Raw genomic sequence first — 14,967 nt, 5'->3', positions numbered from 1 at the left:
CAAATGACGCAGACCGAGGAGCTCTTCCGCTACGACGGCCGACGTGCCGTCGTCACCGGCTGCGCGTCCGGTATCGGCGCATGCGTCGCGCGACAGCTGACCGACCTCGGCGCTGAGGTCGTCGGCCTCGACATGCGGCGGCCCGCGCTGCAGCTCAAGGAGTTTCACGAAGTCGACCTTGCCGACGCAGGGTCGATCGACCGGGCCGTCGCGGCGATAGACGGCCCTGTCGACTCGGTCTTCAACATCGCTGGCGTGTCGTCGGGTATCGGGGATCCATTTCGGGTGGTCACCATCAACTTCCTGGGCACCCGGCGGTTCATCGAGGGGATGGTGCCAAAAATGCCGCAAGGCTCCGCGATCGCGAACGTGTCATCGTTGGCAGCGTCGGCCTACCGGGAAAACGGCTCTGTGACCGCGGGCCTGCTGGAGACTGAGTCGATGGCCGACGGCATCAAGTGGTGCGAGCGCAACCCAGAGCCGGTCGCCGACGGCGGCGGCTACCGGCTTTCTAAAGAGGCGATCATCCTCTACGGGATGGCCAACGTCACAGCATTGGGCGCCAAGGGAATCCGGATCAACTGCACGGCACCCGGGGTCACCGACACCCCGATCCTCGACCAATTGCGAACTGCGTACGGGCCAGAGTTCTTGGATTCTTTCCGCACGCCGCTGGGCCGCGCAGCCGAACCCGACGAACAGGCCAGTGTGCTTGTCTTTCTGAACAGCCAGGCCGCCAGTTACATCACCGGACAAGTGATCTGGGTGGATGGCGGCACGATTGGTGAGAGGTTGAGCAATGGCCGGGATGAGTGACTTCCGCCGCGTCGCCGACGACATTCGCAACTGGGGCCGGTGGGGTGACGCCGACGAGGTCGGGACGCTGAACTTCATCACGCCAGAGAAGGTCGCCGAGGCGGCCAGCCTCGTCAAGCACGGCAAGGTCTTTCCGTTGGGCGTCGACTTCGGCTCGTCGGGGCCGCAGGGCGCGTTCCACTTCCGGCAGAACCCGCTGCACGTGATGACCATCGACGGCGGCGACGCAGCCACGTTGCTCGAGTACGGTCCAAAGTGGTTGACCAATCCCGCCGCCGGCCAGCTGGCCGGCTATTTCGAGGGCAACCCGATGAGGTTCAACGACGACATCATCATCATGCCGCTGCAGGCCGCCACTCAGTGGGATGCCCTATCGCACGTCTACTACGAGGACTACCTCTACAACGGGTTCCCGGCGAACTCCGTGACCAGTGCGGGTGCCTTCCACTGCGGGATCGACAAGGTCGACATCAAGGGCATCACGTCGCGCGGTGTGCTGCTCGACATCGTCCGGCTGCGCGGAGTGCAGACGTTCTGCGAGATGGGTGATCCGATCACGCCCGACGAACTCGACACGGCCGCGAAGGCTCAGGGCGTCACGGTCCGGCGCGGTGACATCGTCCTGGTCCGAACCGGTTGGTGGGCACGCTTTTTGGAGACCGGCGACGGCGGCGAACCTGGCGCTGGCCTGGACTGGACGTGCGCGTCCTGGCTGCATGACCACGAGGTAGCCGCCGTCGCGGCCGACAACCTGATGGTCGAGAACCCGGTGTCCGGTGTCGAAGGCGCGTTCCTGCCGATGCACATGCTGTGCCTGCGCGATATGGGCTTGATGCTCGGCGAGTACTGGGACCTGACGGCACTGGCCGCCGACTGCGCCGCCGACGGCGTCTACGAATTCCAGCTCGTCGCTCCACCACTGCGGGTGACCGGTGCGGTCGGCTCACCCATCAACCCGATCGCCATCAAGTAGGTAGGGACGTGACTGCATCTACAACCACGGGCGGCGCACCGCTGGTCGTCGGGCTCGGCGGAACGCTCCGGGCCAACTCGTCCACCGAACGCGCACTGCGCTACTGCCTGGAAGCCGTTGAACGCCAGGGCGGACGGACGAAGTTCTTCTCCGGCGAGGACCTCGACCTGCCTATGTATGCCCCGCACGAACTGGAACGCACGCCCAAGGCGCACGAACTCGTCAGCGCCCTCCGTGCGGCCGACGCAGTCGTCGTCGGCTCACCTGGTTACCACGGGGCGGTGTCGGGGCTGGTCAAGAACGCGCTGGATTACATCGAGGATCTCCGCGAAGATCCGCGGGTCTACCTCGATAACACGCCGTGGGGCTGCATCAGTTGTGCATACGGATGGCAGGCGGCGGTCGGAACGCTGGGCCAGTTGCGCAGCATCGGGCACGCCCTGCGTGCGTGGCCCACTCCATTGGGTGTCGCGATCAACTCCGCCGACGAAATCTGGGATGCGGCAGGCCAACTCGCCGACACTGGCATCCAGGGTCAGCTCGACCTGCTCGCCACCCAACTGCTGACGTTCGCCCGCGCCGCCTGGGAAACCGCGTGACGGATTTTGCCCATAAGACGATCCTGGTCGACGGCCTGGTCACCAGCTATCTCGAAGCGGGGCAGGGCGATCCGGTCGTGCTGTTGCACGGCGGTGAGTTCGGCGTCAGCGCAGAGATCGGGTGGGGGCGCAATATCGCGGCGCTGGCGTCACATCATCGCGTGCTCGCGCCGGACATGCTCGGGTTCGGGGGTTCGGCGAAGGTCATCGATTTCAACGACGGCCGCGGTATGCGGATCAGACACATCGCGCGGTTTTGTGAGGCCATTGGTGTCGAGTCAGCACATTTCGTTGGCAATTCCATGGGCGCGGTCAACATGTTCGTCGACGTCACCTCTGAATCGCCGGTGTTGCCTGCCCGCAGCTTGGTGATGATCTGCGGAGGCGGCGAGATCCAGCGCAACGAGTACTCGGCCGCGCTATACGACTACGACGCAACGCTTCCCGGGATGCGGCGAATCGTCGAGGCTCTCTTTTACGACCCGTCCTACCCCGCCGACGACGGCTACGTGCGGCGCCGCTATGAATCAAGCATCGCCCCGGGAGCATGGGAAGCGTTGGCCGCGGCGCGGTTTCGGCGACCGGGACTGGACCCGCCACCGCTTCCGTCGAGCAAGCGATCGTACGAGCGGATCACGGTTCCGACATTGGTGGTGGAAGGGGAGTGCGACAAACTCTTGCCGTCTGGGTGGGCCGCCGAGATCGCCGCGCAGATTCCCGGTGGTCACTCCTGCGTGGTGCCAAAGGCCGGTCACTGCCCGCAGATTGAACAACCATCGGTGGTCAACCATGTATTGGTGGATTTCCTGACCGGGGTGCAACGAAAGGTACCTGCTTCATGGCTGACGAACTGACGGGCAAGGTCGCCATCGTCACCGGCGGCGCGTCGGGGCTCGGCGAAGGACTGGTGCGGCGGTTCGCCGCCGAAGGCGCCAAGGTGGTGATCGGCGACGTCGACTCCGACGGCGGAAAGGCGCTCGCCGCGGAGCTCGGCGATAGCGCGCTGTTTCTCGAGAGCGACGTCGCCGACTTCGATCAAGTCGGCAAGCTCGTGTCGACGGCGGTCGAGCAATACGGCGGTCTGCACGTCATGGTCAACAACGCGGGCGTATCCGGCACGATGCACCGCCGCTTCATGGACGACGACCTCTCGGATTTTCACAAGGTGATGGCGATCAACGTCGGCGCCGTAATGGCGGGGACGCGTGACGCCGCACGCCACATGTCCGAACACGGCGGCGGATCCATCATCAACATCACCTCGATCGGCGGAATTCAGGCCGGCGGCGGCGTGATGATTTACCGCGCATCGAAAGCCGCGGTCATCCAGTTCACCAAATCCGCCGCAATCGAATTGGCGCACTACGAGATTCGCGTCAACGCCATCGCTCCCGGGAACATCCGCACAGCGATTGTCCGGAAATCCGCGGCGGGAGAAGACCGCGAGAAACTGGTGGAATTCGAAGCGAAGATCCGCCAGCAGATGCGCGACGACCGCCCCCTGAAGCGCGAGGGCACCGTCGAGGATGTCGCCGAGGCGGCTCTCTATTTCGCCACCGATCGATCCCGGTACGTCACCGGCACCGTTTTGCCAGTGGACGGCGGGACGGTCGCGGGCAAGGTGATCCCGCGAAAGTGACGTGTTTAAATCAGTCGCTTGACTTAAGTCGCTCGACGGCGTTGACTAGGCAGGTGACCACCGCCAGGACCGTGCGCGCCGATCGGGCGAGCGGCACGCAAGAGGCCATCCTGAAAGCGGCCGAGCGTCTGTACGCCGAGCACGGCATGTTCGCCGTGTCGAACAGGCAGGTCAGCGAGGCCGCCGGGCAGGGCAACAATGCGGCCGTCGGCTATCACTTCGGCACCAAGACCGATCTCGTGCGGGCCATCGAGCAGAAACATCGCGCGTCGATCGAGCGGCTGCTCGAGCGGATGGTTGCCGAGACCGGCAACTCGACGGCGCTGCGTGACTGGGTCGCATGCCTGGTGTGTTCCCTCACCGAGCACCTGGCACAGCTCGGCAACCCGACCTGGTATGCGCGGTTCGCCGCGCAGGCGCTGACCGACCCCGAGTATCACAAGATCGTCATCAAGGATGCGCTCGCGTCACCGTCGCTGGTGCAGGTGGTCGACGGCATCACTCGTTGCCTGCCGGATCTGCCGATGGCGGTCGTGACCGAACGAAACATCATGGCGCGCAACTTGATGATGCACACCTGTGCTGACTTCGAGCGCTCCTTCGCAGAGGGTGCCGATGTTCCGCGAACCACGTGGAGCGCCGTCGGATCCGGTCTGATCGACGCGATCGTCGGACTCTGGTGCGCGGCCGTCACGGAGCATCCGTGACGTGAAGGTGACTGTCGACCAAGACAAGTGCGTCTCGTCCGGCCAGTGCGTGCTCAACGCCAGCGAGGTGTTCGACCAGCGCGACGACGACGGCGTCGTGATGCTCCTGATCGCCAACCCACCCGCCGAACAAGCCGCGCACGCCCGTAAAGCCGCCGCGGCTTGCCCCGCCATGGCCATCGACATCGAGGAATGACATGTCGGAAACCCTGACGCAGCTGGACATCCCCGAGTACCCCATGGACCGCGACGCGCGATGCCCGTTCGCCCCCCCGCCGCAGGTGCTCGACATGGGGACGGCGAGACCGCTGTCGCGCGTGCGGATTTGGGACGGCAGCACGCCATGGCTGATCACTGGGCACGAGGTGGCCCGGGAACTCTTCGCCGATTCACGCGTCAGCGTCGACGACCGTCGCGAGGGCTTCCCACACTGGAACGAGCACATGCTCTCCACGGTGTACAAGCGGCCCCGGTCGGTGTTCACCTCCGACGCCGACGAGCACACCCGATTCCGCCGGATGCTGTCAAAGCCATTCACGTTCAAGCGCGTCGAGGGTCTGCGCCCCGCGATCCAAGAGGTCACCGACGAGTGCATTGACGCGATCCTGGCCGGCCCGCAGCCCGTCGACATCGTCACGAAGCTTGCGCTACCGGTGCCAACCCGGGTGATCAGCGAGATGCTCGGCGTCCCATACGAAGACCACGAATTCTTCCAGCACCACGCCAACGTCGGCCTCGCCCGGTACGCCACCGCGGAGGACGGTCAAAAGGGCGCGATGAGTCTGGCCGGGTACCTGATCGATCTCGTCAAGAAGAAGATGGAAAACCCGTCAGAGGATGCGGTCTCGGACCTCGCCGAGCGGGTCAACGCCGGTGAGATCAACGTCAAGGAGGCCGCGCAGCTGGGCACCGGGTTGCTGATCGCCGGCCACGAGACCACCGCCAACATGATCGGCATCGGCGTGCTGGCGCTCCTGGAGAACCCCGAACAGGCTGCGCTGCTGCGTGATTCGGATGACCCGAAGGTCATCGCCAACGCCGTCGAAGAGCTGATGCGCTACCTGTCGATCATCCAAAACGGGCAACGTCGGGTGGCCATCGAGGACATCGAGATCGGCGGCGAGACGATCCGTGTCGGCGAGGGCATCATCCTCGACCTCGCCCCCGCGAACTGGGATGCGAACGCCTTCCCCGAGCCCGACAAGCTCGACCTCACCCGCGATGCAGGTCAGCAGCTGGGCTTCGGCTACGGCCGGCACCAGTGCGTCGGCCAGCAACTCGCGCGCGCCGAGCTGCAGATCGTGTTCCACACATTGCTGCGGCGAATCCCCACGCTGCGCCTTGCCGTGCCGTTCGACGAGGTGCCCTTCAAGCATGACCGCCTCGCCTACGGCGTCTACGAACTTCCCGTTACCTGGTGATTGGAGTACCGACGATGTCCACCGCGTCAACAACGACTCTCTATCCAGCCGAAGGCTGGGGGGCGCCAAAGAACCGCCGCGGGCACGCCCTGGAGGGCGGCCTCACCGGCCTTCCTCAAGGCACCGAGATCTTCTCGGCCGACAATCACATCTCGGTCGCCGACGACATCTTCTTCGAACGCTTTCCCGACGACCTGAAGGGCCAGGCGCCGCGCATCTGGTACGAGGACGGCGCGTACATGGTCGGCATGAAGGGCAAGTCCTGGGTGGGCGGTGACTTCGGCCGCGTGCTGATGCAGTACGACGACCTGGCCGGCGCGGCGTCCAACAACATCGAGGCGCGCATCCAGGAGCTCGCCGAGGACGGTATCGACAAGGAGCTGGCCTTCCCGAATGCCGTGCTGGCCCTATTCCACTATCCGGACAAGGCAATTCGGGAACGGGTATTCCGGATCTACAACGAGTACATGGCCGATCTGCAGGAGCGGTCGAACGGTCACTTCTACGGTGTCGGCCTGATCAACTGGTGGGATCCGAAGGGCACCAGGAGCACGCTCGAGGAATTGAAGGCGCTGGGGCTCAAGACGTTCCTACTGCCGCTCAATCCCGGCAAGGACGACGAGGGCAACGTCTACGACTACGGCGGCGCGTCGATGGACGCCGTGTGGGATGAGATCGAGGCCGCCGGCCTGCCCGTCACACATCACATCGGCGAGACGCCGCCCAAGACACCGTGCGAGAACAACAGCGTGGTTGTCGGCATGATGATCAACGTCGACTCGTTCCGCGAGCAGTTCGCCAAGTACGTATTCTCCGGCATCCTCGACCGGCACCCCTCCCTCAAGATCGGTTGGTTCGAGGGTGGAATCGCCTGGGTGCCAACGGCGTTGCAGGACGCCGAGCACATGCTGGCCTCCTACCGGCACATGTTCAATCATGAGCTTGCCCACGACGTCCAGTACTACTGGAACCACCACATGAGCGCCTCGTTCATGGTCGATCCATTGGGTCTGCAGTTGATCGACCGGATCGGCGTCGACAACGTGTTCTGGTCGTCGGACTACCCGCACAACGAAAGCACGTTCGGCTACTCAGAGAAGTCGTTGGCCACGGTTGTTAACGCGGTCGGCCCCGAGAACGCCGTCAAGATCGTCGGCGGCAACATCAAGATATTCCTGGGTATCGACGGATGACCGCATCGCTGACGGGGGTCACGTCCGCCAGTGATATTCCCGATCTGCCTGACCGTAGCCGGATGTACCGCGAGAGTGGTGCCCGGCTGCGGGCTGCCATGGCGGACAACGGTATTGATGCCCTGATGCTATTGGGCAACGGCAACGTGGTGTACGCCACCGGCGCCAGCTGGCCGTTGCTTGATGCGGGGCTGTCGCATGTCGAGCGGCCCGTCGCGATCGTGCTGGCCGATGACGAGCATCCGCACCTGTTCATGCCGTTCCGCGAGGGTGCGGCGTCGACGTCGGAGATTCCGGCGGATCATCTGCACTCGGCGCTATATCTCGAATTCGACGAAGGTGTCGACCGATTTGCGCGCGTGGTCGCCGACCTGATCCCGGCGGGCGCGACGGTCGCCGTCGACGAACTGACCGGCGCGATGCGCCGCGACCAGGACCGACTGTTCCGTGGTGGTGCCCCCGTGGACGCTGCACCCGTGGTCGGTGCGGCCAAGCTGGCGAAAACGGCAGACCAGATCTCCTGCATCAGGAAGGCGTGCCGCATCACGGACGAGGCCGCGGTCGACGTGCAGAAAGCGTTGGCGCCGGGTGTCCGTCAGATCGATCTGTCGGCGCAGTTCGTCCGCCGCGCATTCGAACTGGGTGCCACGGCCAGCATGCTCGAGCCAATCTGGCAGGTCATGCCCGCGACCAAGGCAGAAGGCACGTGGACCACGCACGGGGACCTCGCGCTACCGTTGCTGACCACGGAACGTGAGTTGGCCAAGGGCGACGTGCTCTGGACCGACGTGAGCATCACCTACACCGGGTACTGCTCCGATTTCGGCCGCACCTGGTTGGTCGGCGACACTCCGTCGGCGCGTCAGCAGAATCAGTTCCGCCAGTGGCGCCACATCCTCGACTCGGTGCTCAAGGTGACCAAGGCCGGTGCCACTGCGGGGGACCTGGCGCGGGCCGCGATCACTGCCAACGGGGGCCAGAAGCCATGGCTGCCGCACTTCTACCTCGGTCACGGCATTGGCACCAATGCGGCCGAAATGCCGATGATCGGAACGGATCTCGGCCAAGAATTCGACGACAACTTCGTGTTCCCTGCCGGAATGGTGCTTGTGCTTGAGCCGGTGGTCTGGGAGGACGGCACCGGCGGTTATCGGAGCGAGGAGATTGTGGTGATCACCGAGGACGGCTACGTGCCGTTGACCAACTACCCTTACGCTCCCTATGGCGACTGAGGTTTTGCCCGACGAACGGGCACTCCGAATCGGCAGGCGCGAACGCGCACTGGCTCAAATGGAAGCACACGATCTCGACGTGCTGGTGCTCGGGCGGCAGGCCAATGTCCGATACTTCTCGGGCGCGCCGCAGCTGTGGGTCGCGGGCACCCGGCCGTTCGGGCCGATCTGCACGGTGGTGCGGTCGACGGGGGAGATCCACCTGAACAGCACCTGGGACGAGGGCATGCCCGACGACATCCCGCATGACCACCTCTACGGACTGGCGTGGAACCCGATGACGCTGATCGAGGTGCTGAAGGGCATCGACGGTACTGGGACCGCTCGGCGGGTCGGAACTGACGCTCTCACACCGTCGTTCGCGAAATTGCTTCCGATGGCGTTTCCCGATGCCGAACTCGTCGACGGTGAACTCGCCATGCGCGCGGCCCGCCGAATCAAGACGCCCGATGAGATCGCCACGCTGCGCGGGGCGATTCGAGTGGCCGAGGAGTCGCTGGGCACGGCCGTCGCTGCCTTGCGGGCGGGCACCACCGAACATGAGCTGACGGCGATTCTGCTGGAGGCCGAGGCCGCAGGCGGCGTGACCACGCCAGCGACGCAGGACGGTGCGTGGGTGACGTCGCGAGAGCATCCATGGCGACGGGCCCGAAGCGACGGGCGGATCGAGCAGGGTGACCTGGTCGCCATCTCAGCGGGTGTGCTCGCCGACGGCTACGTCGGTGAGGTCGGTAGGACGTGGCCCGTCGATGTCGACGCCTCGGCGCTGTACTACCGCTGGAATGCGTTGTGGGACAGGCTCACCGCGGCGTGCCGCCCCGGTCAGCCCGCGGGCGATCTACTCTCGGCGTACGAGGCCGCCAATGAGCCATTGCCGCCGATGCCAGTCGCACACGGCCTCGGCCTGGGATTCGATCCGCCCGTGGTGACGCCGGAACTGCAGGCCACCGCCGCGGCGGAGATTCTCGAACCGGGCATGGTGCTATCCGTCACCGGCTATGTCTGGCAAGAGGGCGTCGGTGCGGTGTTCGGCCGCGAGGCGGTGCTCGTCACACCCGACGGTCCGGAGGTGCTGTCGTCGAGTCCCTTCGCGATGAGCGCCGGCGTAAGAATCAGTTAAAGGAGTTCGAATGGCAGACAACGGAAGTCGCCCCAAGCCCGAAGAGCTGATCCTCTACGAGAAGGACCTGAAGACCAAGATCGCGACGATCACCTTCAACCGTCCGGAATACCTCAACGCCCCGACGTCGGCTGCGCGACTGCGCTATGCCGATCTGCTGCGCGCGGCCACCGTCGACAACGACGTGAAGGTGGTGGTGATCCGGGGCGTCGGCGACAACCTCGGCAGCGGCGCAGATCTGCCGGAGTTCATGGAGGGCTATGACAACACCGACCTGCGGCTTGCCGAACTGCGGCTAGAAGATGAGGGCGTCGGTGAAGTCAGCTATCCGCCCTCGGGAACATTCCGCAGCGGCGCCACGATCAGCGCCTGGTATGCGAACGTGCAGGCAGGTAACCGTCCGCTGCAGGAGCTGAAGAAGATCAGCATCGTCGAAGCCAAGGGCTATTGCTATGGCTGGCACTTTTACCAGTGTGCCGACGCCGATCTGGTGATCTCGTCCGACGACGCGCTGTTCGGCCATCCGTCGTTCCGTTACTACGGCTGGGGACCGCGGATGTGGACGTGGGTGCAGATGATGGGACTGCGCAAGTTCCAGGAGATGGTGTTCACCGGACGTCCGTTCACCGCAGCCGAGATGTATGACTGCAACTTCCTCAACAAGGTCGTGTCGCGCGATCAGCTCGAGGCCGAGGTCGACAAGTACGCGCGGGCGTGTGCCCGAAACCGGCCCGTCGACACGGTCTTTCAGCAGAAGATGTTCTTCGAGATCTACAAGCAGCATCAGGGTGAGTACATGGGCAGCCTGTTGTCCGCGTTCTTCGAGTCGATGGGCAGCGGCGTCGTCAACGACGACACCGACGACCTCGACATGATGGAGGCAATCGACAGCGGGCTCGCCGACGCGGTCAACGACAACGACGACAAGTTCCCGCCGGACTTCCGATTGAGCAAGTCGAATCGCAAGAAGAAGAACTAGTCGCGTGAGGCGCGATTCCGCGAGACTGCACTTACTGTGCGGCTCACTCGCACTTTCTCGCAACAACTGCAATCTCGCGCAGGGGTTGGACGGGGTGTCGTGAATGACCCGCTGAACGGCTACACCGTCGTCGACCTGTCTACGGGCATCGCCGGAGCGTACTGCACGAAGCTGTTGGCCGACGGCGGTGGCGAGGTTATCAAAGTCGAAGCACCGGAAGGTGATCCACTGCGGCGCTGGTCGGCATCCGGGGCGGAGATTCCACCCGACGGCGACGGTGCGCTGTTCAGCTTTCTGGCGTGCTCAAAGCACAGCGTTGTCGCGCACCCCGACGCGGACGCTGAGTTCGTCAACGGGTTGCTGGCCGATGCCGACGCGGTGGTCTGGTCGCCTGGATCGTCGGTTGCCGAGGCCTTCACACCCCACGCGGTCCACTGGGCCCACCCACACCTGACGGTCACGGCCATCACGCCGTTCGGCTTGGAAGGGCCGTGGGCCGATCGACCGGCCACCGAGTTCACATTGCAGGCATGGTCGGGCGGGATCGTCGGCCTTGGCCGCGGATCCGCCGACCGCGCACCGGTATTCGTCGGCGGCCAGGCCGGCGAGTACCTCGCCGGGGCCTACGCCAGTGCCGCCACCTTAGCCTCGCGGATGCGCGGCGCCGCCGAACTACTAGACCTGTCGATGCTCGAGACGCAGATCCTGGGCCTCACCTACTATCCGGTGAGCTACTACGAGATGCTTGGCAGACCATGGCGCGACGCCCGTCGGCTCACGGTGCCGGGCATTGCGCGGGCCAAGGACGGTCTCATCGACATTGGCTGCGGCACAGCGCAACAATGGTTCGACCTCTGCGCGATGACCGGGCATCAGGACTGGATCGACGAGGAGTCACCGCTGTCGATCACCGAACAGGCCAACGAGAAGTCCGACGAACTGTACGCGTGGGTCGAGAGCCGAACCGTCGACGAGATCCGCGACCTGGCAACCGCGTTCCGGATACCCAATGCGCCGGTTGCCAACGGCGCCACCATCGCATCCCTGGACCATTTCGTCGAGCGCGGGTCGTTCGTCGTCAATCCGCGCGACGGCTTTACCCAGCCTGGCCCGCCGTACCGGACGAAGCCGCAGCTACTGCAGGCACCACAGGCCGCGCCCCGCCTCGGCGAGCACACCGAGCGCTACCGCCGAAACGGACGTTTGGGCCGCGACACGCCGCAATCTGACGCCCAAACGTCCGTCTCGGCGTTGCCGTTCGAGGGGTTGCGCGTTGTCGACATGACGACCTTCTGGGCCGGCCCGTCATGCACGCACATGCTGGCCATGCTCGGTGCTGACGTCATTCACGTGGAGTCCACGCGACGGCCCGACGGCACCCGGCTGATCGCGGGCATCCCGATCACCGAAGACCAGTGGTGGGAGAAGTCGCCGATTTTCTCCGGACTCAACACGAACAAAAGGGGCCTGACCCTCGACCTGCAGAGCACCGAAGGTCGCGACATTCTGATGCGCCTGATCGCGACGTCCGACGTCATCGTCGAGAACTTCACCCCGCGTGTGCTCGACCAGATTGGCCTCGATTTCGCTGCGGTTCAAGCGGTCCGGCCCGATGCGATCATGCTGCGGATGCCGGGCTTCGGTCTCGACGGGCCATGGCGCGACAACCCGGCGTTCGCGTACGTCATCGAGGCGGCAGCCGGAATCAGCTGGCTGACCGGCTATCCGGACCGCAATCCTTACGAGCCCTATTCCGTCGGCGATCCCAATGCCGGCATCCATGCGCTCAACGCGCTGCTACTCGCACTCGCGCATCGCCACCGCACCGGACAGGGCGTGCACATCGAGGCGGCGATGGTCGACGCCGCGCTCAACATCGCCGCAGAACAGGTGATCGAATACTCGGCATACGGATCGGTGCTACAGCGCGATGGCAACCGCGGCCCAACCGCCGCACCGCAAAACCTGTATCTCACCAACGAGATCGACGAATTCGGCAGGCGTGACTGTTGGGTGGCCGTGGCCGTCGCGACCGATGAGCAGTGGGGCGGGCTGTGCAACGCGCTAGGCGATCCGGGATGGGCTGACCCCGCGCTGGCGACTGCCGACGGCAGGCGCCGGCACCACGATCTGATCGACGAGCACCTCGGTCAGTGGTGCGAACAACGCAGCGGCGACGACATTGTCGACGCGCTGTGCTGCCACGGCGTACCGGTGGCAAAGGTGATGCAACCGCACCGCCAATCCGAGCTGCCGCAGCTGGCCGCCCGTGGGTTCTTCGAGAATGTCGACCATCCGGTGAACGCCAGGACGCCACACAGCACGCTGCCGTTTACGTCCACACGCGGGCCGGACCGGATCCATGTGCAGCCCGCGCCTCTGCTCGGGCAGCACAATCGCGAAGTGCTGACCGAACTCGGGCTCAGTTACAAAGACATCGACGAGTTGGAAGCCCGAGGCGTGATCGGCACGGCGCCCGCCATGCACAACTCGAAGGTCTGAAACGGTGTGAATTTTGCACTCAGGGTTGTGATTTTTGAGCCACCACGACCGTGAGTGCAAAATGCCGGCCACGTCGCGCATATGACCCATTAACGTCGGTGTCTATGGCCATCGATCCGTCCGACATCCTGCTCACCGGCCGCGTCGCGGTGGTAACTGGCGGGGGAGAGGGCCTTGGCCGCGGTATCGCCGAAGGCCTGACGGCATTTGGCGCGCACGTCGCGATCTGGGAACGCAATCCCGACACCTGCGCATCGGCTGCGGAAACCATTGGAGCACTGGGCATCGTCACCGACGTGAGGGATAGCGACCAGGTCGATAAGGCATTGCAGCGCACCACAACCGAACTGGGCATCCCGTCAATCCTCGTCAACAACGCCGGTGGGGTGTTCTTCTCACCGCTTCTCGAAACCACCGAAAACGGCTGGGATGCGTTGTACAAGAGCAACCTTCGCCACGTGCTGCTCTGCACACAACGTATTGCCCAAGGCCTGGTGACCTCCGGCCAGCCTGGCAGCATCATCAACGTGACGTCGATCGAGGGCGTTCGCGCGGCACCCGGCTACGCCGCATACGCAGCGGCCAAGGCCGGCGTCATCAACTTCACCAAGACCGCGGCTCTAGAGTTGGCCACTCACAACATCCGCGTCAACGCGCTAGCCCCCGATCTGACGGTTACCGAAGGGCTGTTGCGGGTGGCGCCGACCGGTTTGTCCGAGAACGCAAGCCACATGATTCCGATTGGCCGCCCGGGTCATGTCGACGAAATAGCGGGTGCTGCAGTATTTCTCGCGTCCAGCATGTCCAGCTACATCACTGGGCAGACCATCCACGTCGACGGCGGCACGCAGGCCGCGAGCGGCTGGTACCACAACCCGCAGACCGGCGACTACCAACTCGGGGCCGCGGACGAGAGGAGCACGGAATAGATGAAGCTAGTGCGTCCAGCCTGCGGCCACCTGATCGTCGAAGGCGCGGTCGATGCGCTCGAACCGACGCTGGATCGAATCCCGCGCCGCGCGGTGTGGCAGCACGTAGAGGCGGTTGGCCAGAATCGCGTCGGCAGTCAGGCGGGCCACGTCCTCGACATTGAGCACAGAATCGTCAGTGGGGTCGGACGCCAACTGTTGAACCGTCTCGGCCTCCGAGTGGGCCGGCCCGTAGTCGGCGCTACGGACGCGTTCGGTGTTGGCCAACAGGTTGGTCTCCACGATCATCGGGCACAGCACCGAGACTCCGATGCCGGTCGGCCGCAGCTCCCGCGCCAGCGTCTCTGCAAGCGCAACCACACCATATTTCGCAACACAATACGGACCGAGGCCAACGTTCGGGATCAAGCCGGCGAACGACGACGTGAAGACGATGTGGCTGTCGCCGCCCTGTGCGATCAGGCGCGGCAGGAAGGCTTCGACGCCGTGTATCGGCCCCCACAGATCGACATCGATGACGAAGCGCCAATCGTCGTGACTGGTGTCCACAATCGGGCCGGCATATGCAATGCCGGCGTTGTTGAACACCAGGTGCACTTCGTCGAAGACGCGGAACGCCTCGTCGGCGAGGTTGGTCACGGAATCCAGGCTGCGCACGTCGCAGACGACACCGTGCGCGTCGACCCTATCGGCACGCAGGGCAGCGACCGCGTCGTCCAATGCCGCTTGATCGATATCGCCGAGCATCACACGCGCGCCGCGGCGTGCGAACTCCTTGGCGGTGGCGAAACCGATGCCGTTCGCACCGCCGGTGATGACTGTTGCGCGCCCTTCGAAACTTTCCACGGCGCGAACAC

General features: G+C 64.7%; 15 protein-coding genes. 14 read left to right on the top strand and 1 reads right to left on the bottom strand.

What is annotated here, in order from left to right; genetic code table 11:
• Positions 1-3 precede the first annotated feature (3 nt).
• The 14 genes from MYCSM_RS21995 to MYCSM_RS21930 all read left to right on the top strand — a co-directional run bounded on the left by MYCSM_RS21995 (position 4) and on the right by MYCSM_RS21930 (position 14,110).
• Entirely contained in the window at positions 4-816 is an 813-nt protein-coding gene (locus MYCSM_RS21995) for a coniferyl-alcohol dehydrogenase (protein WP_015308375.1), read from the top strand.
• On the top strand, positions 800-1,789 hold the full coding sequence (locus MYCSM_RS21990) for a cyclase family protein (RefSeq protein ID WP_015308374.1): 990 nt from the start codon (positions 800-802) through the stop codon (positions 1,787-1,789). Before MYCSM_RS21995 ends, MYCSM_RS21990 begins: the two co-directional genes overlap by 17 nt.
• Before the next feature lie 8 nt (positions 1,790-1,797).
• Entirely contained in the window at positions 1,798-2,388 is a 591-nt protein-coding gene (locus MYCSM_RS21985) for an NADPH-dependent FMN reductase (RefSeq protein ID WP_015308373.1), read from the top strand.
• The gene (locus MYCSM_RS21980; RefSeq protein ID WP_015308372.1) at positions 2,385-3,242 is read left to right on the top strand and encodes an alpha/beta fold hydrolase; all 858 of its coding nucleotides are present in this window, start codon (positions 2,385-2,387) and stop codon (positions 3,240-3,242) included. Before MYCSM_RS21985 ends, MYCSM_RS21980 begins: the two co-directional genes overlap by 4 nt.
• On the top strand, positions 3,227-4,027 hold the full coding sequence (locus MYCSM_RS21975; RefSeq protein ID WP_015308371.1) for an SDR family NAD(P)-dependent oxidoreductase: 801 nt from the start codon (positions 3,227-3,229) through the stop codon (positions 4,025-4,027). The genes MYCSM_RS21980 and MYCSM_RS21975 overlap by 16 nt, the downstream gene beginning before the upstream one ends.
• 53 nt (positions 4,028-4,080) lie before the next feature.
• Positions 4,081-4,734 carry a TetR family transcriptional regulator gene (locus tag MYCSM_RS21970; protein WP_051073797.1) on the top strand — a complete coding sequence of 218 codons (654 nt, stop codon included), beginning with the start codon at positions 4,081-4,083 and terminating at the stop codon, positions 4,732-4,734.
• Position 4,735: 1 nt separating this feature from the next.
• The gene (locus MYCSM_RS21965) at positions 4,736-4,930 is read left to right on the top strand and encodes a ferredoxin (protein ID WP_015308369.1); all 195 of its coding nucleotides are present in this window, start codon (positions 4,736-4,738) and stop codon (positions 4,928-4,930) included.
• A gap of 1 nt (position 4,931) precedes the next feature.
• Complete coding sequence (locus MYCSM_RS21960; RefSeq protein WP_015308368.1) at positions 4,932-6,155, top strand: cytochrome P450; 1,224 nt, start codon at positions 4,932-4,934, stop codon at positions 6,153-6,155.
• Positions 6,156-6,169: 14 nt separating this feature from the next.
• Positions 6,170-7,348 carry an amidohydrolase family protein gene (locus tag MYCSM_RS21955; protein ID WP_015308367.1) on the top strand — a complete coding sequence of 393 codons (1,179 nt, stop codon included), beginning with the start codon at positions 6,170-6,172 and terminating at the stop codon, positions 7,346-7,348.
• Positions 7,345-8,580, top strand: a complete 1,236-nt coding sequence (locus tag MYCSM_RS21950) for a M24 family metallopeptidase (RefSeq protein WP_015308366.1) — start codon at positions 7,345-7,347, stop codon at positions 8,578-8,580. Before MYCSM_RS21955 ends, MYCSM_RS21950 begins: the two co-directional genes overlap by 4 nt.
• On the top strand, positions 8,570-9,700 hold the full coding sequence (locus MYCSM_RS21945; RefSeq protein ID WP_015308365.1) for a M24 family metallopeptidase: 1,131 nt from the start codon (positions 8,570-8,572) through the stop codon (positions 9,698-9,700). The genes MYCSM_RS21950 and MYCSM_RS21945 overlap by 11 nt, the downstream gene beginning before the upstream one ends.
• Positions 9,701-9,710: 10 nt before the next feature.
• Positions 9,711-10,679: an enoyl-CoA hydratase/isomerase family protein gene (locus tag MYCSM_RS21940; RefSeq protein WP_015308364.1), complete on the top strand. Its 969-nt coding sequence runs from the start codon at positions 9,711-9,713 to the stop codon at positions 10,677-10,679.
• 99 nt (positions 10,680-10,778) lie between these two features.
• Positions 10,779-13,181, top strand: coding sequence for a CaiB/BaiF CoA-transferase family protein (locus MYCSM_RS21935; RefSeq protein ID WP_015308363.1), 2,403 nt, complete (start codon positions 10,779-10,781; stop codon positions 13,179-13,181).
• Positions 13,182-13,285: 104 nt separating this feature from the next.
• Complete coding sequence (locus tag MYCSM_RS21930; RefSeq protein ID WP_015308362.1) at positions 13,286-14,110, top strand: SDR family NAD(P)-dependent oxidoreductase; 825 nt, start codon at positions 13,286-13,288, stop codon at positions 14,108-14,110.
• Positions 14,111-14,116: 6 nt separating this feature from the next.
• Here MYCSM_RS21930 and MYCSM_RS21925 read toward each other — a convergent pair whose 3' ends face one another.
• Complete coding sequence (locus tag MYCSM_RS21925) at positions 14,117-14,956, bottom strand: SDR family NAD(P)-dependent oxidoreductase (RefSeq protein ID WP_015308361.1); 840 nt, start codon at positions 14,954-14,956, stop codon at positions 14,117-14,119.
• Positions 14,957-14,967: the final 11 nt, after the last annotated feature.

The sequence above is a fragment of the Mycobacterium sp. JS623 genome (genome assembly GCF_000328565.1).
GTDB lineage: Bacteria > Actinomycetota > Actinomycetes > Mycobacteriales > Mycobacteriaceae > Mycobacterium.
The sequence above is the reverse complement of the archived record's forward strand: the minus strand, read 5'-3'. Positions and strand labels throughout refer to the sequence as shown.